21 protein-coding genes are annotated in these 18,587 nt (G+C 70.8%); 11 read left to right on the top strand and 10 right to left on the bottom strand.

Annotated elements, in window-relative coordinates:
• Positions 1–42: 42 nt before the first annotated feature.
• Both C4V41_RS21715 and C4V41_RS21710 read right to left on the bottom strand, forming a co-directional pair.
• Positions 43–762 carry an LA_3659 family protein gene (locus C4V41_RS21715; protein ID WP_103957713.1) on the bottom strand — a complete coding sequence of 240 codons (720 nt, stop codon included), beginning with the start codon at positions 760–762 and terminating at the stop codon, positions 43–45.
• Between the two features lie 185 nt (positions 763–947).
• Positions 948–1,826: an aldo/keto reductase gene (locus tag C4V41_RS21710; protein WP_103957712.1), complete on the bottom strand. Its 879-nt coding sequence runs from the start codon at positions 1,824–1,826 to the stop codon at positions 948–950.
• Positions 1,827–1,885: 59 nt separating this feature from the next.
• On the opposite strand from C4V41_RS21710, the gene C4V41_RS21705 reads away from it, so the two are divergent.
• Positions 1,886–2,236: a MerR family transcriptional regulator gene (locus tag C4V41_RS21705; protein WP_103957711.1), complete on the top strand. Its 351-nt coding sequence runs from the start codon at positions 1,886–1,888 to the stop codon at positions 2,234–2,236.
• Between the two features lie 6 nt (positions 2,237–2,242).
• On the opposite strand, the gene C4V41_RS21700 is transcribed toward C4V41_RS21705, so the two are convergent.
• Entirely contained in the window at positions 2,243–3,991 is a 1,749-nt protein-coding gene (locus C4V41_RS21700; RefSeq protein ID WP_103957710.1) for an AMP-dependent synthetase/ligase, read from the bottom strand.
• Between the two features lie 126 nt (positions 3,992–4,117).
• Between C4V41_RS21700 and C4V41_RS21695 the strand changes: the two genes are divergently transcribed.
• The 7 genes from C4V41_RS21695 to C4V41_RS21665 all read left to right on the top strand — a co-directional run bounded on the left by C4V41_RS21695 (position 4,118) and on the right by C4V41_RS21665 (position 9,916).
• A complete protein-coding gene (locus C4V41_RS21695; protein ID WP_103957709.1) occupies positions 4,118–4,885 on the top strand; it encodes a metallophosphoesterase family protein in 768 nt (255 codons plus the stop codon).
• Positions 4,886–4,954: 69 nt separating this feature from the next.
• Positions 4,955–5,392, top strand: a complete 438-nt coding sequence (locus C4V41_RS21690; protein ID WP_103957708.1) for an SRPBCC family protein — start codon at positions 4,955–4,957, stop codon at positions 5,390–5,392.
• A gap of 1 nt (position 5,393) precedes the next feature.
• Entirely contained in the window at positions 5,394–6,593 is a 1,200-nt protein-coding gene (locus C4V41_RS21685; protein ID WP_103957707.1) for an ArsA family ATPase, read from the top strand.
• 39 nt (positions 6,594–6,632) lie between these two features.
• Positions 6,633–7,091: a DUF5304 family protein gene (locus C4V41_RS21680; protein ID WP_103957706.1), complete on the top strand. Its 459-nt coding sequence runs from the start codon at positions 6,633–6,635 to the stop codon at positions 7,089–7,091.
• A gap of 13 nt (positions 7,092–7,104) precedes the next feature.
• Positions 7,105–8,037 carry an ROK family glucokinase gene (locus C4V41_RS21675; RefSeq protein ID WP_103957705.1) on the top strand — a complete coding sequence of 311 codons (933 nt, stop codon included), beginning with the start codon at positions 7,105–7,107 and terminating at the stop codon, positions 8,035–8,037.
• A gap of 12 nt (positions 8,038–8,049) precedes the next feature.
• A complete protein-coding gene (locus tag C4V41_RS21670) occupies positions 8,050–8,769 on the top strand; it encodes an endonuclease/exonuclease/phosphatase family protein (protein ID WP_103957704.1) in 720 nt (239 codons plus the stop codon).
• A 37-nt stretch (positions 8,770–8,806) separates the two neighbouring features.
• Positions 8,807–9,916 (top strand): hypothetical protein, encoded by a 1,110-nt coding sequence (locus C4V41_RS21665; protein ID WP_235030289.1) that lies wholly within the window; start codon positions 8,807–8,809, stop codon positions 9,914–9,916.
• Between the two features lie 59 nt (positions 9,917–9,975).
• Here C4V41_RS21665 and C4V41_RS61950 read toward each other — a convergent pair whose 3' ends face one another.
• Together C4V41_RS61950 and C4V41_RS21655 are read right to left on the bottom strand one after the other, a co-directional pair.
• Positions 9,976–10,440 (bottom strand): hypothetical protein, encoded by a 465-nt coding sequence (locus tag C4V41_RS61950; RefSeq protein WP_160150352.1) that lies wholly within the window; start codon positions 10,438–10,440, stop codon positions 9,976–9,978.
• A 46-nt stretch (positions 10,441–10,486) separates the two neighbouring features.
• A complete protein-coding gene (locus C4V41_RS21655) occupies positions 10,487–11,245 on the bottom strand; it encodes an alpha/beta hydrolase (RefSeq protein WP_103957703.1) in 759 nt (252 codons plus the stop codon).
• Between C4V41_RS21655 and C4V41_RS63075 the strand changes: the two genes are divergently transcribed.
• Both C4V41_RS63075 and C4V41_RS21650 read left to right on the top strand, forming a co-directional pair.
• Positions 11,177–11,338, top strand: coding sequence for a hypothetical protein (locus C4V41_RS63075; RefSeq protein ID WP_200824153.1), 162 nt, complete (start codon positions 11,177–11,179; stop codon positions 11,336–11,338). The genes C4V41_RS21655 and C4V41_RS63075 overlap by 69 nt on opposite strands.
• 68 nt (positions 11,339–11,406) lie before the next feature.
• On the top strand, positions 11,407–12,108 hold the full coding sequence (locus C4V41_RS21650; protein ID WP_103957702.1) for a lysophospholipid acyltransferase family protein: 702 nt from the start codon (positions 11,407–11,409) through the stop codon (positions 12,106–12,108).
• Here C4V41_RS21650 and C4V41_RS21645 read toward each other — a convergent pair.
• Positions 12,105–12,563 (bottom strand): MarR family winged helix-turn-helix transcriptional regulator, encoded by a 459-nt coding sequence (locus tag C4V41_RS21645; RefSeq protein WP_103957701.1) that lies wholly within the window; start codon positions 12,561–12,563, stop codon positions 12,105–12,107. The genes C4V41_RS21650 and C4V41_RS21645 overlap by 4 nt on opposite strands.
• Positions 12,564–12,646: 83 nt before the next feature.
• On the opposite strand from C4V41_RS21645, the gene C4V41_RS21640 reads away from it, so the two are divergent.
• Positions 12,647–13,069: a DoxX family protein gene (locus C4V41_RS21640; RefSeq protein WP_103957700.1), complete on the top strand. Its 423-nt coding sequence runs from the start codon at positions 12,647–12,649 to the stop codon at positions 13,067–13,069.
• 47 nt (positions 13,070–13,116) lie between these two features.
• Here the strand turns inward: C4V41_RS21640 and mmuM are convergent, their stop codons facing one another.
• The 4 genes from mmuM to C4V41_RS21620 form a co-directional block, all read right to left on the bottom strand.
• The gene (mmuM, locus tag C4V41_RS21635; protein ID WP_103957699.1) at positions 13,117–13,983 is read right to left on the bottom strand and encodes a homocysteine S-methyltransferase; all 867 of its coding nucleotides are present in this window, start codon (positions 13,981–13,983) and stop codon (positions 13,117–13,119) included.
• Complete coding sequence (gene otsB, locus C4V41_RS21630) at positions 13,984–14,811, bottom strand: trehalose-phosphatase (protein WP_103957698.1); 828 nt, start codon at positions 14,809–14,811, stop codon at positions 13,984–13,986. It abuts the gene before it with no gap.
• A gap of 321 nt (positions 14,812–15,132) precedes the next feature.
• Positions 15,133–17,556: a VIT domain-containing protein gene (locus C4V41_RS21625; RefSeq protein WP_103957697.1), complete on the bottom strand. Its 2,424-nt coding sequence runs from the start codon at positions 17,554–17,556 to the stop codon at positions 15,133–15,135.
• A complete protein-coding gene (locus tag C4V41_RS21620) occupies positions 17,553–18,542 on the bottom strand; it encodes a MerR family transcriptional regulator (RefSeq protein WP_103957696.1) in 990 nt (329 codons plus the stop codon). The genes C4V41_RS21625 and C4V41_RS21620 overlap by 4 nt, the downstream gene beginning before the upstream one ends.
• Positions 18,543–18,587 lie beyond the last annotated feature (45 nt).

The raw sequence follows: 18,587 nt of genomic DNA, 5'->3' as shown, positions 1-18,587 counted from the left end.
GGGCGGGCCCGCCTTCACCACGAGCCCGTCCTTGGGGTGTGACTAGTTGATGTCGAGCTTGCTCTGGATTTTGACGAGGATCTTCATCATCTCGAGCTGGGTCGCATGCGTGGAGTCCTGCCTCGCCTCCATGCGGTCGAACCGTTTGTCGACGGCGTCGAATCGCTCGTCGAGGACGTCGAGTCGCTTGTTGACGGCGTTGAACCGCTGGTCGACGGTGTCGAGTCGCTTGTTGACGGTGTCGAACCGCTGGTCGAGGACGTCGAACCGTTTGTCGACGGCGTCGAATCGCTCGTCGACGGTGTCGAGTCGCTTGTTGACGGTGTCGAATCGCTCGTCGACGGTGTCGAGTCGCTTGTTGACGGTGTCGAACCGCTGGTCGACGGTGTCGAGTCGCTTGTTGACGGCGTCGAATCGCTCGTCGAGGACGTCGAACCGTTTGTCGACGGCGTCGAATCGCTCGTCGACGGCGTCGAATCGCTCGTCGACGGTGTCGAATCGCTCGTCGACGGTGTCGAGTCGCTTGTCTACGGCGTCGAGTCGCTGGTCGACGGTGTCGAACCGTTTGTCTACGGCGTCGAACCGCTCGTCGACCTCGGCGAACTTGACGTCCATCCTGGCGCTCAGCTTCTTGACGTCGTTGGCGACGCCGTTGATGCGCTCGGTGAGTTGCTGGCCCATCTCCCGCTGGTCGGCGCGGATCTGGATCAGCTCGCTTTGAATTTTGTCGCCCAGCAGAACGCCGGCTGCCTTGATGCTCATGGTGATCTCCCTTACCTTGGGGTAAGGGACCGGGGATGCAGGAAATCTCCGGTCCCGTTGCTTTGCCACGAGATTACCCGGTGATCTCCGGCCAAGAACCCCGAATCGAAAGGAGATTCCCCTGCTCAGAGGGGATCTGGGAGATTAAATCCGGAAAAATAGACCCAATTTATGGCGATGATTTTTTAGACGGAGAGAGACAACCGGTCGTATTGCTCCTCGGTCAGCTCGATCGACAAAGCGGCCACGTTCTCCTCCAAATGCCCCACGGAAGACGTCCCCGGAATCGGGATCACCGTGGGGGAGCGCCGCAGCAGCCACGCCAGCGACGCCTGCGCCGGCGTGACCCCGATCTCGGCCGCCACCTCCGCCAGCGGGCTCCCCGGCCCGGCGTGCGCCCCCGCCGCGAACGGGAACCACGGCAGGAACGCGATCCCGTGCCGGGCCGCGTAGTCCACCACGGGGTCGTGCTCCCGGGTGCTCAGGTTGTACAGGTTCTGCACGCTCGCGATCGCCGCGATCTCCGAAGCCTGCCGCAGCTCGTCCACGGTCACCTCGGACAGCCCGATGTGGCGCACCTTGCCCTCGTCCTGGAGCCGCTTGAGCGCGCCGATCTGGTCGGCCAGCGGGTACTCGGGGTCGACGCGGTGCAGTTGCAGCAGCTCGATCCGGTCCACCCGCAGCCGCCGCAGGCTCAGCTCGGCCTGCTGGCGCAGGTAGGCCGGGTGGCCGTGGGTCACCCACTCGGCAGGCGACGGGCGGACGACGCCGACCTTGGTCGCCACCGTCACGCCCTCGTACGGACGCAGCGCCTCCGCGATCAGCTCCTCGTTGGCCCCCAGCGCGTACGCGTCGGCCGTGTCGATCAGGTTCACGCCCAGCTCCACGGCCCTGCGCAGAAGAGCGACGGCGCCGGCGCGGCCGGCCGGGGCGCGCCAGATGGGGGCCTCGGTGGCCGAGGGCGCCGGTTCGGGGCCGTCCGCCAGGCGCATCGCGCCGTAGCCGATCCGGTTCAGGGGCAGGTCGCCGCCGAGAAGGAAGGTCTCACCAGGAATTTCTCTCATGCCCGTCACGCTAGAAGTTCACACGGATGTGAGATTCAAGCGCCTGTGAGGAGTGTCACATGAAGATCGGAGCGCTGGCCCAGGAGACGGGGGTCAGCCCGAGGCTGCTGCGCTACTACGAGGAGCAGGGCCTGCTGACCTCACACCGTGGCGACGGCGGCCACCGCCGCTACGGTCAGGACGCCCCGGTCGTCGTACGCCGCATCCGCACCCTCCTCGCAGCCGGGCTGCCGACGAGGGTCATCAGGGACGTGCTGCCCTGCGTCTCGGGCACGGGCGAGGTCCTCGCCGCCTGCACCGTCGGCCACCTGCGCGGCCGCCTGACGGGCCTGGACGATCAGCTCGCCGAGCTCCAGGCCCATCGGGACGCGCTGGCCGCGATCCTGCGGGCGACCGAGGCGGCCGTCTAGAAGGGCTCAGTGCCCGACGTACAGCTCGTCGATCTCCTTGGCGAAGTCGCGCATCACCAGGTTGCGCTTGACCTTCAGCGTGGGCGTGAGGTGCCCGCTCTCCTCGGTGATGTCGGCCTCGAGGATCGTGAACTTCTTGATCTGCTCGGCCTTCGACACCGCCAGGTTCGCGCGGTCCACGGCCGCCTGGATCTGCTCCAGCACCTCCGGGTCCGTCCGCAGGTCGGCGATCTTCGAGCCCGCCGGCACCGCCTCCGGGTCGAGGGTGATCAGGGCCGCGACGAACGGCCGGTCGTCGCCCACGATCATGGCCTGGGAGATCAGCGGATGGGCGCGCAGCGCGTCTTCCAGCGGCCCCGGCGCCACGTTCTTGCCGGCCGCCGTGACCAGGATCTCCTTCTTGCGCCCGGTGATCCGCAGGTAGCCGTCGGCGTCCAGTTCGCCGATGTCGCCGGTGTGGAACCAGCCGCCGGCGTCGATCACCTCGGCGGTGGCGTCGTCGTTGTGCCAGTAGCCCTCGAAGACGTTCCTGCCCTTGGCCAGGATCTCGCCGTCGTCGCCGATGCGCAGCGTGACGCCGGGCAGCGGCTTGCCGACGGTGCCGATCTTGTTGGCGCCCGGCATGTTGACCGAGCACGGCGCGGAGGTCTCGGTCAGGCCGTAGCCCTCGAAGACCTCGATGCCGACGCCCTTGAAGAAGTGGCCGAGCCGGTCACCGAGCGCCGAGCCGCCGCACACCGCCGCCGAGAGCCGGCCGCCGGTGGCCGCGCGCAGCTTGCCGTAGACCAGCCTGTCGAAGACCAGCCGCTTCAGCTTCAGCCCGAGCGGCGCGCCGCCCGTGCTCTCGGCCTTGCTCCAGGCCACCGCCACGTCGACCGCGGCGGCGAAGATCTTGCCCTTGCCGCCCGCGATGGCCTTCTGCTCGGCGCCGTTGTAGACCTTCTCGAACACCCGCGGCACGCCCAGCAGGAACGTGGGCTTGAAGTCCTGCAGGTCGGGGGCGACGTTCTTCATGTTCGGCGTGTGCGCCATGACGGCGCCCGCCTCGATCAGCACGACCTGGATCATCCGCGCGAAGATGTGCGCCAGCGGCAGGAACAGCAGCGCCGCCGGGTCCTTGCGGGCGAACAGCGGCTCCAGCGGCCCCCGCAGCACGTTGAGCGCGGTGAACAGCAGGTTGTCGTGGCTGATCCGGCAGCCCTTGGGCCGGCCCGTGGTGCCGGAGGTGTAGACGATCGTGGCCAGGTCGGCGGCGACGACCCGCTCCCTGCGCTCGTCCACGGCCGCGGCCGGGACGTCGCCGGTATCGAGGGTGCCGTCGATCCGCCAGACCGACGCGAGGCCGGGCGCGGCCTGCCTGACCGTCTCCTCGTGCCCGTCCAGCTCGACGAACACCGCCTTGGCCGCGCTGTCCTCCAGGATCCACCTGACCTGCTCGGCCGAGGAGGTCTCGTAGATCGGCACGGTGACCCCGCCGACGGACCAGATGGCGTAGTCGGCCAGCGTCCACTCGTAACGGGTGCGCGACATCAGCGCGACCCTGTCACCGTGCTCGACGCCCGCCGCGATGAGCCCCCTGGCCACCTCGACCACCTGGTCGCGGAACTCGGCCGCGGTGACCACGGGCCAGCCGGTGCCGGCCTTGCGACGCATCACCACGGCACCAGGCTCCCGCTCGGCCCGCTTGAACACGGTGTCCGGCAGGCTGGCGGAGGCGGGCACGTCGACCAGGACGGGGACGCTGTACTCGCGCACGAATCAACTCCTCTTCGGGGAACGCCTGGACGTTACCGCTTTAAGTTACGCGCTGGTAGCTCCGTCATTGAGGCGTTATGGAGGGCGTTCATCACGCTAGCAGCCACCACTCGTAGGATCTCCCCCATGAGGGTGCACGTCGTCAGCGATGTCCATGGCAGAGCCGACGCACTGGCCAGGGCCGGTGACGGGGCCGACGCGCTGATCTGCCTGGGCGACCTGATCCTGTTCGTCGACTACGACGACCACGCGCAGGGCATCTTCGCCGACCTGTTCGGCGCCGAGAACGCCGCCGCGTTCATCGCCCTGCGCACGGCCAAGCGGTTCGACGAGGCCAGGGCCATGTCCGCGCGGCTGTGGGCCACGCTGGAGGGCGATCCGCGCGAGCACATCGAACGCAACGTACGCGCCCAGTACGAGACCCTCTTCGCCGCCATGCCCGCCCCCGCCTATCTGACCTACGGAAACGTGGACATCCCGCGCCTGTGGGCCGACTACCTCAGGCCGGGGCACGAGGTGCTCGACGGGCAGGTGGCGGAGATCGGCGGGCTGCGGTTCGGGTTCGTGGGCGGCGGGCTGAAGACCCCCTACCGCACCCCGTACGAGCTGGCCGACGAGGAATACGCCGCCAAGGTCGAGGCCGTCGGCGAGGTCGACGTGCTGTGCTGCCACATCCCGCCCGCCGTGCCCGAGCTGCTCTACGACGTGGTGGCCCGGCGGTTCGAGCGCGGCAGCGAGGCCACCCTGAGGGCGATCGAACGCACCCAGCCGCGCTACGCCCTGTTCGGCCACGTGCACAACCCGCTGCACGGGCGGGCCCGCGTCGGGCGTACCGAATGCGTCAACGTCGGCCACTTCCGGGGCCGCGGCGTGCCGTACGTGCTGGAGTGGTGATCAGCGGTCCGCCGCAGAGTGTGATCAGCGGTCCGCCGCAATGAGCGGATTCTGCATTACGGTGGTCGCATGCCTGATCGCACCACTTCGAGCACCACCATCGGGGCAGGCCGCGCCGACGTCATGGCGGTCATCGAGGATTTCCCCTCTTATCCCGACTGGGCCGGGCAGGTCAAGAGCGCCGAGGTCCTCAGCACCGGCGCCGACGGCAAACCGCAGAACGTGCGGTTCGTCCTCGACGCGGGCCCGATCAGCGACTCCTACACCCTCGGCTACACCTGGCAGGGCGACGACGTCGTGAGCTGGCAGGTGGTCGAGCCGGGAAAGATGGTCTCCGACCTGCGGGGAAGTTACCGGCTCGCCGACGCGGGCAGTGGCACCGACGTGACGTACGAGCTGACCGTAGATCTCAGCGTGCCCATGATCGGCCTGATCAAGCGCAAGGCCGAGAAGGTCATCGTGGACACCGCGCTCAAGGGCCTCAAGAAGCGCGTCGAAGGCCGCTGAGGTGAGCCCGCGGGTCCTGCTCTTCACCGGCAAGGGCGGCGTCGGCAAGACCACGGCCGCCGCCGCGACCGCCACGCTCGCGGCCGCCCGCGGGCTGAAGACGCTGATCGTCTCCACCGACACCGCCCACTCGCTGGCCGACGCGCTCGCCGTCGAACCGGGGGAGATCGCGCCGGGCCTGCACCTGCACCAGGTCGACACCCAGCGCACGCTGGAGCGCCACTGGGGCGAGCTGCAGGACTACGCCAGGGGCCTGCTGTCCGAGCTGGGCCTCGACGAGATCACCTCCGAGGAGATCACGGTGCTGCCGGGCGCCGAGGAGGTCATCGCCCTGCTGGAGCTGCGCGAGCACGCCAGGCAGGGCCGATGGGACGTGATCGTGGTCGACTGCGCCCCCACCGCCGAGACGCTGCGGCTGCTGGCCCTGCCCGAGGCGCTCGACTGGCACGTCACCAGGCTCATGCCGGTCGGCCGCAAGATCGTGCGGCTGGTCTCGCCGTTCGTGCGCAGCGTGGCCCGCGTGAGCGCCCCCGGCGAAGACGTCATGAGCGCGGCCGAGCGCTTCCACCGCGGCCTGATGGAGGTGCGCGAGCTGCTCACCGGCGACCACGCCTCCGTCCGGCTCGTGCTCACGCCCGAGTCCGTGGTGCTCGCCGAGGCCAGGCGCACCCTCACCTCACTCAGCCTGTACGGCTACCGCGTCGACGCCGTCATCGCCAACCGCGTCTTCCCGGCCGGCGGCGCCGACGAGTGGCGCACCCAGTGGGTGGCGGCGCAGTCCAGACTGCTGGCCGAGGCGGAGCAGTCGTTCGCGCCCCTGCCCATCCACGTCGTCCCCTACCTGCCCGCCGAGCCGGTCGGCAAGGACGCGCTGGCCGACCTGGGCGCGGTGATGTACGCCGGTTCCGACCCGTTCGCCCCCCACTCCGTCGAGCCGCCGCTCCGGATGACCGCCGACGAACTGGTGCTCGCCCTGCCCGGCGCCGACCGCGACGACATCGACCTGGCGCGTAAGGGCGACGAGCTGATCGTGACGGCGGGCCCGTACCGGAGGATCCTGGCGTTGCCCGCGGCGCTGGCGCGCCGCAGGATCGGCGGCGCGGCGCTGCGCGACGGCGTGCTCAGGGTGCGGTGGGCCCCGCCCCAGACGGCTGACTCTGCATTACGGTTCACCTCAGGGAGCGAATCCGCGACCTCATGAGTTGAGGTGGAAGAGCGACCCATACGCAGGGAGGGCCAGATGACCGAGAACAATGAGCGAAGCGCCGGCAGAGATCAGAACCGGGATCAGAACCGGGATCAGAACAGGGACCCGATCGGGACCGTCGCCGACGAGGCACGCAAGCTGTTCGACTCGATCCAGGGGCGGGCCACCCGCCAGGTCGGGAAGAGCGTGTTCAACTCCTTCACCGGCGGTGGCGGCCGCAGGGAGCGTGACGTGTGGGAGGAGGCCGTGTCCGACACCCACGACGAGTACATCTGCCGCGCCTGCCCGGTGTGCCGGGCGATCGCGGCGCAGCGTGAGTCGGGCTCCGACGTGACGGGGCATCTCGTGGCCGCGGGCGGCGAGCTGTTCGCCGCCGTCAGAGGCGCGTTCGACGCGTTGAGCAGGCCGGCGCCGCGCGGGCAGAGTGGGCAGCGTGATGATCGTGACCGTCGCGACCGCGGCGATGACGTGGAACACATAGATCTGGGATAGGAGACACGGGGCAATGCTCACGATCGGTGTCGACATCGGCGGGACCAAGGTGGCCGCGGGTGTGGTCGACGACCACGGTGAGATCGTCGAACACACGCTGCGGCCCACCGCCGCCGACCGCCCGGACGTGGTGGCCGAGACGGTGGCCGACGTCGTTCGCGAGCTGTCCGAAGGCAGGCGGATCGAGGCCGTCGGGGTGGGCGCGGCGGGTTTCGTCGACGAGACCCGGTCGATGGTGCGCTTCGCCCCCAACCTCGCCTGGCGCGAGGAGCCGCTGCAGAAGAAGATCAGCGGCCTCGTCGGCCTGCCGGTCGTGGTCGAGAACGACGCCAACGCCATGGCCTGGGGCGAGACCCGGTTCGGCGCGGGCAGGGGGCAGTCCCACGTGGCCTGCCTGACGCTCGGCACCGGTATCGGCGGCGGCCTGGTCTTCGACGGCGCCCTCTACCGGGGCCGCTGGGGCATGGGCGCGGAGCTGGGCCACATGCAGGTCCTGCCCGGCGGGCGGCCCTGCGGGTGCGGCAACATCGGCTGCTGGGAGCAATATGCCAGCGGCCAGTCCCTCGTCAAAGAGGCCAGGCGGATCGCCGAGGCCGAGCCGGAGCGGGCCCGGACACTGCTCGGGCTGGCCGGCGGCAAGATCGAGGGCGAGGAGGTGACCGAGGCCGCGCGGCTGGGCGACGAGGCGTCGCTGGCCGCCTTCGCGTCGCTGGCCGACTGGCTCGGCCAGGGCATGGCCGACATGGCCGCCATCCTCGACCCCGGCTGCTTCATCGTCGGCGGCGGCGTCTCACGTGCCGCCGACCTGTTCATCGACCGGGCCAGAGAGGCGTTCGCCGAACGGCTCACCGGGCGCGGGCACCGCCCGCTCGCCGAGATCCGGCTGGCCGAACTGGGCGCCTCCGCCGGCGTGGTGGGCGCCGCCGACCTGGCCAGGCAGCGCTAGAAGCCGCCGTACGTGACGATCAGGGTCGCGACCTACAACCTGCACGGGCTGCGCGACAGCGTGCCCGCGCTGACCAGGGTCGTCACCGCCATGCGCGCCGACGCGCTGTGCGTGCAGGAGGCGCCCGGGTTCCTGCGCTGGCGGGCCAGGCGCCGGGCCCTGGGCGCGGCCACGGGGCTGCGCCAGGCCACGCAGGACCGGGCCGGGGGCACGGCGGTGTACGTCGGGAAGCGGGCCCGTGTGCTGCACGCCGGCACCCACGCCCTGCGGGCCTTCGCCGGGCTGGAGCGGCGCTTCCTGGCCGTGGCCGTGGTGGCGGCCGGGGACGCGCGGCTGGCCGTCGGCTCGCTGCACCTCGACCTCAACGGGTCCGCCAGGGCACATCACGCCGCCGAGGCCATGGCGATCATGGAGGATGTGGCGGCCGCGTACGAGGCCGTGATCGTGCTCGGAGCCGACGTCAATGAGCGGGAAGACCGGCCGGCCTGGCGCTTTCTCGCCGGGCGGGCGGCCGACTGCTACGCCGTCGCGCCCAAGGGCGACGGCCTGACCTTCCCGTCGCGGAGCCCGTCCGCGCGCATCGACGGCGTGTTCGCGGAGCGCGAAGCGCGGGTCGTCTCGTGCGGGGGAGCGGACGCCTCGATCGCCGATCTGGCCGCCGCCAGCGACCACCTTCCGGTCGTCGCGGAGTTGCGGGTCGAGCACGGCGCGGAGTTGCGAGTTGGGCACTAGAGCGAAAAACGGGCTCTCCAGCCCGTAGCATTTCCTCATGACCCGTCGCTCTCAGCGGCGTGCGCTCTCCTTGATCTTGGCGACGTCCGTGGCCTTGACGCAGGTCACGCCCGCCGCGCATGCCGATCCGCGCCCCGCCACGATCGAGGCGTGGCAGCAGTCGACCAGCGTGCGCCTCCAGGCCGACGGCTCCCTGTCCGACGTGCTCGCGATCTCGTCGAGCGACGTGTGGGCGGTGGGCCAGCAGGAGATCTGGGACGTCTGGAAGAACCGCGGCAGCATCCGCCACTGGGACGGCGCCAGGTGGACCGAGGTCCCCGTGCGCGACGCCACGGCCGCGGGCAACCTGCGCGGGCTGGCCGCCGTCTCCTCCTCCGAGGTGTGGGCGGTCGGCGACGGGCACGACGGGCTGCCCTACGTGGCACGCGGCGACATGACCGGGTTCGACCGGGTCAGGCCGCAGGGGCTGCGCGCCGGAGACTGGGTCGGCGGCGTCGACGCCAAGTCGGGCAAGGTCGTGGTGGTCGGCTCGCGCGACGAGCATGGGCTCATCCTCACCGGCCAGGGCAACTCCTGGACCGTGCAGGAGACCAAGGAGAAGGGCGGCCTCTACGCGGTGGGCGGCGGGTTCGCCGTGGGCGACACCGGCACCGAGCCGCTGGTCATGCACTACTCCGACGGTGCGTGGAAGTCCATGCCGGTGCCCTCCATCCCCGGCGGCTACCTGCGCGACGTGCAGGTCGACAGCTCCAAGCGGGCGGTGGCCGTGGGCGGGGTCTACAACGGGCCCGGCGACATCGAGCCGCTCGTGCTCACCTGGAACGGCAAGCGCTGGCGGGAGCTGCGGCTGCCCGGGTCCGAGGCGCGGCTCTACGGGGTGACGGGCGACGGCAAGGGCCGCTACTGGATCACCGGTTACGATCCGTCGCGGGCGGCGGAGCCGTACATGATGCGGTGTGTGAAGAGCGATTGCGAGGCCATCAGGGGCGGGGCCAAGCCGGGCAGGAACAGTGTGCGCCTGCAGTCGGTGGCCTATCTCGCGGGCAAGGGCACGGTCTGGGCGGTGGGGCACGCGGTCGACACCGCCGACCGCTACACCGACGTGGTGGAGACGTTCGCCCCGAAAACGACCACCTCGAAAAGCTAGAGCCCCGAAGTCCTCAAGCCCCGAGTCCTCAAGCCCCGAAGTCTTAAAGTCTCGAAGTCTTAAAGTACGGCGCCGTCGTCCCAGCCGGAGTCGTTGGACGGCGGGCCGTCGCCCATGCGGACCACCAGCGCCACGAACCCGCCGATGAACGCCGCCACCGCCGTGAACAGCGCCCAGCCCTCCATGTGCCAGCTCGCCATCGCCGCCACCAGGAGATAGGCCGGCCCGCCGAACAACGCCACCCACGCCAGCTTGGTCGCTATGTCGAGCTTGGGCAGCGGAGGCGGCGGCGGAGGCGTGAAGTGGCCTTCGCCCTCCTCCTCGTCGTCGCCCTCGTCGCGAGGCTCGTCGTCCTCCGTGTCGAGCTCTTCCTCCTCGGGCGGTTTGACCACCCGGCGCATGGGCTCGACGGGGATGTTCTCGCTGTCGGGCCATGGCTGATCGGCCGAGTCGCGCTCGGCCGTGTCGTTGAAGGACGCGACGATCTGCCGCCAGACCTCGTCCTCGTCACTCTGGCGCGTCACCTAGATGGGCCTCTCCGCAACGATCGCGACTTCCCCCTGGGTGCGATCAGTCCCTCTGCAAGGGTACCGAGGCATGTGTCCGGATGAAGTCGAGGCTTCCGGCAAAGATCCTGTCGGCATCGTTGTCCAGCGTCGCAACATGGTAGCTATCGGTAAGCTCCTCGATCGTGGCCTGAGGGACCTTCTCACGGATGATCGCGACACTCGTGGGCTTGACCACGTGATCCTCCACACTGTGGAAGACCAGCAGCGGCTGTGTCACCTTCGCCAGGTCGGCCTGCACCAGCGACCACAGCCCGGGCAGCGACGCGGCCGCCTTCACCGGAGTGCGAGTGTAGGCCAGCTCGGTCACGCCGGGCTTCTTGACGTCGTTGGCGACGCCCGGCACCGACGGCACGAACCATTTGAGCAACGGGGCCAGCCTCATCAGCGGCACGTCGTTGGCGATCGACGGATTGACCACCATCACGCCCCTGATCGCCGTGCCGTGCACCTCGGCGAGCCGCAGCGCCAGGCAACCGCCCAGCGACAGGCCCGCCACGAACACCTCCGCGCAACGCCCCTGGAGGTCCGCGAACGCCTTTTCGACTTCGGCGTACCAGTCCTCCCAGCGTGTGCGGTTCATCTCCTGCCACTTTGTCCCGTGGCCCGGCTGGCGGGGCAGCGACACGCTGATCCCCTGACCGGCCAGATATTCGCCCCACGGCCGTAGTGACTGCGGTGTGCCCGTGAACCCGTGGCAGAGCAGGACACCGATCTGGCCCGCATCGTGGTGGTACGGCTCCGCGCCTGGCATGAGCGGCATAACAGCTCCTCCATGCTGTTTCATTCCGGCAATTTCCACCAGAACGGCCCGATCGTCGCACGTTCTAGGGTGTTTGTGCGAGAGCTGATGTAGGAGCATGGCCATCGAGATGGGAAGATGACTCTGCTCGCCCGACGAAGTGCTGAGGAAGAGGTGCCAGGGTGTTCTACTGGGTGGTCAAGGCCATCTTGGGGCCGATCCTCCACCTCGTCTTCAGGCCGTGGACCGAGGGCGCCGACAACGTGCCGAAACAGGGTCCGGCGATCCTGGCCGGCAATCACCTGTCCTTCGCCGACCATTTCTTCGGCCCGCTGCAGATCCGCCGCAAGGTGATCTCGCTGGGCAAGGCCGACTACTTCACCGGCCGCGGCATCAAGGGCTTCTTCACCCGGCTGTTCTTCAGCGGGGTGGGCACGGTGCCGATCGACCGCTCCGGCGGCAAGGCCAGCGAGGCGGCGCTGCGCACCGGGCTGCGCATTCTGCGCGAGGGGCACATCCTGGGCATCTATCCCGAGGGCACCCGATCGCCCGACGGCCGCCTCTACAAGGGCAAGACCGGCGTGGCCCGGCTGGCCCTGGAGTCGCGGGTGCCGGTGATCCCGTGGGCCATGGTCAACACCTACGAGATGATGCCGCCGGGGCGGCCGCTGCCCAAGCTCGGCATCAAGCCGGGCGTCAGGTTCGGCAAGCCGCTCGACTTCTCCCGCTACTACGGCATGGAGGACGACCGGCTGGTGCTGCGCGCGGTGACCGACGAGATCATGTACGCGCTGATGGAGCTGTCCGGGCAGGAATACGTCGACAAATACGCCGCCAGCGCCCGGGTCGAGATGGAGCGCGCCGCGCGGGCCGCCAAGGGCTAGCCGGCGCGTAAGACCTCTTCCGTCTTGCGCATCGCGGTCGTCATGGCCTCCAGCTCCTCACGGTTGAGCTGGTCGATCAGGTAGGCCCGCACGACCCCCACGTGCCCCGGCGCCACCCGCTCCAGACAGCGCAGGCCGGCGTCGGTGAGCACCGCCAGCACGCCCCGCTCGTCGGACGGGCAGGTCGCCCGCTTCACCAGACCGGCCTTCTCAAGCTGGGTGATCTGGTACGTCAGCGCGCTCTTCGACACCACGACGCCCCTGGCCAGCTCGGTCATGCGCATCGAGTGATCCGGGGCGTCGGACAGGCGCACCAGGATCTCGTACTGCGGATGTGTCAGCCCCGCCGCGGCCTTGAGCTGCTCCTCGATCCGGCGCTCCAGCAGGTGGGAGGTGGACAGGAAGGCGCGCCACGCGGCCATCTCCGTCGCGTCTAGCCATCGGGGGTTCGTCACCGATTCATTCTACTTGTCGTTCAGATTTGAACATCACTGCTAGAGTTGTCGTTCAAATCTGAACGACTGATGGAGGAGGCCGCATGGTCGACCAGGCGCGTCCCGTCGTGCTATTGCTCGCGAGGATCGCCATCGGGGTGATCTTCCTGGTGCACGGCTACCAGAAGTTCGCGACCATGGGGATCGCGGGCACCACCAAGTTCTTCGAGTCCGCCGGCATCCCGCTGGCCGGCGTGGCCGCGCCCGCCGTGGCCGTGCTGGAGGTCGCGGGCGGGCTGGCCCTGATCCTGGGCGTGGCGCTGCCGATCGTCGGCACGCTGCTGGCGCTCAACATGGTGGGGGCCATCGTCTTCGTGCACGCGGCGAACGGGTTCGCGGCCGGCGAAGGCGGTTACGAGTTCGTCCTGGCGCTGGCCGCCGCCAGTCTGGCGATCGGCTTCACGGGGGGCGGGGCGCTGGCGCTCGACAACGTCCTCGGCCGCCGCCGCGCCACCGCCACGGCGTAGCGCTCATCACGTACGTGGGCCCCGCGCGGGTCCACGTACGTGAAGGCTCAGGACAGGTGGGCGCGGATCTGCCTGATGTGCTCGGGTGTCGTCCGGCAGCAGCCGCCGATCAGCGACGCGCCCGCCCGCCGCCACTCCTCGGCCGCCTCGCCGTATTCACCCGGCTCGGTCAGCCCGGTCCATCGGCGGGCGGCGGCGTCCCACGTCTCGCCCGAGTTGGGATAGACCACCACGGGCAGCCCGCCGGACAGGCGCGCGATCAGCCCGGGGATGTGCCGCGGCGCCGTGCAGTTCACGCCGACGGCCACCACCTGCGGATTCCCGCCGAACAGGGCGGCCGCCTCGACGATCGGCGAGCCGTCGTTGAGCCGCTCATCGTCACGGCACGAGAAGCTGATCCACGCCTTGACCCCCGGCGTGGCCGCCAGCAGCCGGGCCAGCGCCCGCGCCTCCGGGTAGGACGGGATCGTCTCGCAGGCCAGCAGGTCGGCTCCCGCCTCGGCGAGCACCTCCCAGCGCGGCAGGTGCCAGGCGTACAGGCCGTCCTCGTCGAGGCCGTAGTCGCCGGTGTATTCGGCGCCGTTGGCCAGATAGGCGCCGTACGGGCCCACCGAGGCCGCCACCAGTCCCCGCCCCGCCTCGTCGCGGGCCTGCCCGGCCAGCTCCACCGACAGCCGCATCAGCCGCCCGGCCTCCGCCGCGTCCAGCCCGCGCCGCGCGAAGCCGGGGAACGTGGCCTGGTAGCTGGCGGTCGTGGCCACGTCGGCGCCCGCCGCGAAGTAGTCGGCGTGCGCCCGCCGGATCAGCCCGGGCTCCTCCAGGAGCAGCCGCGCCGACCACAGGTCGTCGCTCAGGTCGGCGCCGAGGCGTTCGAGCCGGGTGGCCAGGCCCCCGTCCAGGACAAGTGTCGTCACTTATCCAGCGTATGAGCCCGCCGGAGGTCCCGGGAACGCGCCGATCACGTGGTCGAGCATGGCGGGGACGTCCTCGGGAGACCCGGCCGTGAAGTCCGCCCCGCGGATCAGCTCGTCGCCCACCTCGTCGTTGGCCACCGCGACCGCGACGCCCATGAACGCCGGGTCCCGCCGTTCCCGGCCGCGCAGCGCGTCGAAGGCGCGGGCGTCGGAGAGGTCGTCGCCGAAGTACCAGGCGCGGGTGAGCGACTCGGTCTCGTGCTCGATGATCGTGCCCTTGTCGCGCTCCACCGGGGGTCGCAGATCGACGACCATCCGGCCGTACTGTTCCCGCAGGCCCAGCTCCGCCGCCTTGCCCGAGGCCCACCGCTCCACCGCCGTACGCAGGGACGGGGCCGCGCGGTAGTGCAGCGAGACCAGCAGCGCCTTGTCCTCCACCAGGACGCCGCCGGGCAGTTCGCGGGCGGCGTCGGCGGCCAGGCCGCGCATGACCGGGGCCCAGGGTTGCGCGTCGGCGTCCGTACGCACCTCGCCGTCGACGACGGTCTGCATGCCGTACAGGCCGAAGAGGTGGACGCCGGGCAGGCCCGAGAAACGGTCGCACAGGAAGGCGGCCGGGCGGGCGGAGACGATGGCGACCCTGCTCACCAGGTTCGACAGCACCTCCAGCCGGGCCAGCGCGCCCGCCACCGGGAACACGGCGGCGGGATCTCGCATGATCGGCGCGATGGTGCCGTCGTAGTCGAAGAAGAAGCCGCTCTTCGTGCTCTCCGAGACGGTGGCCGACACCGCTTCGACGAAGCGGAGCGGGGCGCGAGGGGTCGCCATGATGTGGACGATAGAACAGCCTGACCGGCTCGGATAGACGCCCGTCGGGGTAATTCGGGGGTGCGTCACGATCACTGGGGGAGGGGGATGGACGCGGTGCGCGCCAGGGCCCGCCGATGCGACGGCACGTCCCGCACCGCCGCGTCGGTGAGCCGCTCGTCGAGGTCCCGTACGGCACGCCCGCTTCACCGGTACGCCCGCCTCACGCGGCCATTCGCGCGGGTGCCCCCATGTCCGGCATCTGTGAGGTGGTGGCTGTGGGGGAGGGGCGGTCACCGTGGTGGTGGCCGTCCCTCCCGGTGCCGGGCTGGATGGTGTTGATCAGGTGCGCTTCCAGAACGGCCCTCGGCGGCCGCCGCGATCGTCGGGCGGTGTGGTGGGAGGTGTGCCGGTGTCACCGGCGAGCGCGGTGAGGACCTCGATGGCCCGGTCGTGCAGGGCCTTCGCGTCCGCTCCCGGTCGTTCGGCCGCCTCCAGTTCCCTGGCCAGCGCCTCCAGGGCCTCGTTCCCGCCCAGGTAGGCCGCCAGCGCACCCAGACGGGTCCCCAGGTCGGCCAGGTACAGCACGTCCGGGCCCGGCAGAGCCTTCAGCCGGTCCAGTTCGGCCACCAGTTGCGGCCTGACCGACTCCAGTCGCGTCCCGGCCGCGCGTCCATGCCCGGTACTCCCGGGCACCACCGGAGCGGGCGCCACGGGAGGAGGCATGGCCGGCTGCCCGGGCATCGACCGCACCGGCCCGCCGAACTCCGGCCCAGACCCGGGCCTGCCGCCTGGTGCGGCTGCGGGGCCGGGCGCCGGCAGTGCGCCGGCTCCGCCGCCGCCCGTGAACCCCTGGTCCAGGTCGGCCGAGCTGAAGCCGCCCCCGGGCGCCCGCATCCGGCGAGCGGACACCGGCGCGGCGGCCAGCATCGCGGTGGCCGCGAAGCCGCCCGCCATCGGTGGCGCCATCGGCATCTCCCACCCGCTGGGCGGCTCCACCGGCTGGATGACGTGGTGCTCGGGCACGCCGTCGGCCACCTGCCGGGTGTCGATGGCCACGTAAGCGGTGAACCGGCAGAGCACCCCGTGCTCCAGCGAGGCCCGTACGATCTGCTGCTCCAGGTCGTGCTCGCCCATGGCGTACCGGTCTTCGAGCTCCCGAAGGTGCGCCCTCGCCCACACCGCCCGGATGGCCGGATTGTCCACGGTCACGCCCGCGACCTGCTCCTCCCAGGGCCCACCGGCCGCCATGCCGCGTACGGTCAGCGAGGATCCCTCGCGGTAACGCCCGTACACGCGCAACGGCACCCCGGGGAAGATCGAGCCGAGATGGGTGACCGTACCGGCTTCAACATCGAGCCCCTTGAGGGACACGTCGGTGACCAGGGGAGCGCCGATGCGGCGGTGGATGTGCTCCATGGCGGCGTCGAGCCGGTCCTCCGACTCGACCAGCTCGCACCGGCCCGCCCCGAGCCCGGCGAGCCGGCCGAGGAACCCGGCGTTCACCGCCCGGTCGATGCCGACCGTGTGCACGCGCATGGCCGACAGCGCGCCGCCCGCCTGCTCCAGGATCTGGTCCTCGTTGCCCACCTGGCCGTCGGTGACCAGCACCACGACACGTTCCCGCTCGCTCCGGCCACCCAGCAGGGCGATGGCCTGGCGTAGCGGTTCGAGCAGTTCGGTGCCGCCCCTGGCGTCGACACGGGCGAGGTGCTCGACCGCCCGGTACCGGTTGCGGTCGGACGCCTCCGCCATCCCCTCGAACGCCTGCTCCACCACCGAGTCGAACGCCAGCACCGCGAACCGATCCTGCGGCGTCAGCGTGTCGACGATGCGCGCGGCGGCCCGGCGGGCGCAGACCATCTTCCAGCCGCTCATGCTGCCGGACCGGTCGAGCAGCAGCACCAGGTCGCGTGGCGCGCGCGTGGCCTGCAGCGGCGGCGGTACGACGGTCAGCGCGAACGTCCCCTGGCCGTCGAACTGCAACGACGTGGAGGCGTCGAACGACAGCCGCAGGATGAAGTCGCGGTCGAGACGTTCGCCGGGCTGGAGGCGTACCGTGTGGCCCTGTTCTTCCACCACGTGCAGGCTGGAGGCCAGCTCGCGCAGCTCCAGCCCGGCGGCGTCGACGCTCGCGGTCAGCGAGAGCCGCACGGGGTTGGGGAAGCCGGGCAGCAGGACGGGCGGGCTGATCCTGGAGGCGTCGGGGACCGCGTCGGTGTCGGGCGCCGTCCCGTCCCCGGCCGGCGGGCCGTCGATCGGGGTGCCCGGAATGTACCGGGGCGCCACGACCAGCGGGAACCTGAACGTGGCCGCGCCGTCCTCGTACGGCAGCGGCTGGCTCATGGTCAGCCGGACCGACACGCTCTCGCCGGGCAGGATGTTCCCCACCCTGATCGTGAACACGTCCGGCCGATCCTCCTCGGCGATCGCCGCCCGCCGCCCCTCACGCAGCGCCTGGTCGTAGTCCGCCCTGGCCTGCCCGCGCTCCTTCAGCACGCCGTCGACCACCCGGTCGTCGGCCTCCATCCGGAACCCGGTCACCGCCGCCCGTTCGGGCAGCGGGAAGACGTACGTCGCCTCCAGCGTGACGTCGAACGGATTCCTGAACCCCTGCGTGACCTCGACCCCGGCGATGAGCCCCGAAATGCTCGCCGCCACGTTCACGCTCTCCAGCGGCAGGTTGCCGCGCTCGGTCAGCAGCGCGCCGAACCCGGCGTCCGGCACCGGCAGGCACCGGGCGGGCTCCAGCGAAGTGATCCTCATATCAGCTCCCTCTCCTTGAGCACCGCAAGCAACGGCCCCGCCGCCGCCAGCATCGCCTGAACGTCCTCCTCGGACGGAACGCGACCCGCGTCCCACACCAGCCGCACCCCACCCCCCAACCTGACCCCTGCCACCACCACATCCGACACCCTGCCGCCCACCACGGAGCCGCCTGCGGGTGCGCCGTCCGCCTGGGCGCGGTCTGTCATGGCGCTGTCAGGTATCGCCGTGTCCGGGGTCAGGCCGGCCGGGGCCGCCGTGTCGCCGGGCGCGACCGCGTTCTCCGTCGCGCCGTCCGGCCGCTCGGCACCCGACGTGTGCCCAGCGCTTGGCCGCTCGGCCCAGAACCGGCCCCGCGCCGCCTCCTCGGGCCGCCCGCTCCCACCGGCGGCCCGATCGCCACGCCCGCCTCTAAACCGCGCGTCGTGACTGCCCGCGCCGTGACCATCTGCGCCATGACGCCCCGAGCCGTGTCGCGCCGAGTCGTGAGGCGCCAAGTCGTGACGGGCCGCGCTGCCGCCGCCCGGCCCGGCATGGCCGTCCAGCGCTGGCAAGGCTCCCTGGCCGTCGCGCGCCGGAAGGGTTCCCTGGCCGTCCAGTGCCGGAGGGGCGCCTTGGGCGGGTACGCCGCCCGGGGGCATCACGTCCGGCAGGTCGGTTGCCGGGGTGTCGCCCAGTTGGGCGGCGGCCTCCAGCATGCGGTCCGTCGCCCCCGTCAGCGCCGTCTGGATCTCGGCGATCGAGCGGCCCGCCGCCTGTAGTCGCTTCACGGCCACGAGCTGCAGCAAGTGCCGCCGCCCGTACCGTGCGATTCTGCCGCGCCGGGTCAGGGGCGGATCCACCAGGCCGATCGTTGTATACCACCTGATCAGCCGCTCACCGGGCACATCACGCACCCGGCCGTTGACGGTCGGCGGGGACGTGCCGAGGCGCAGCGCGCGCGCCGCGTGCTCGGCCAGTTCGCCGATGGTCCAGGTGTCACTCATACCTTCACAATGACACTGTCACTATTACACTGTCAACGACGAGCG

This window comes from Nonomuraea solani, assembly GCF_900108335.1.
In the GTDB taxonomy this organism is placed as follows: domain Bacteria; phylum Actinomycetota; class Actinomycetes; order Streptosporangiales; family Streptosporangiaceae; genus Nonomuraea; species Nonomuraea solani.
This window is presented reverse-complemented; position numbering and strand designations above follow the sequence as displayed.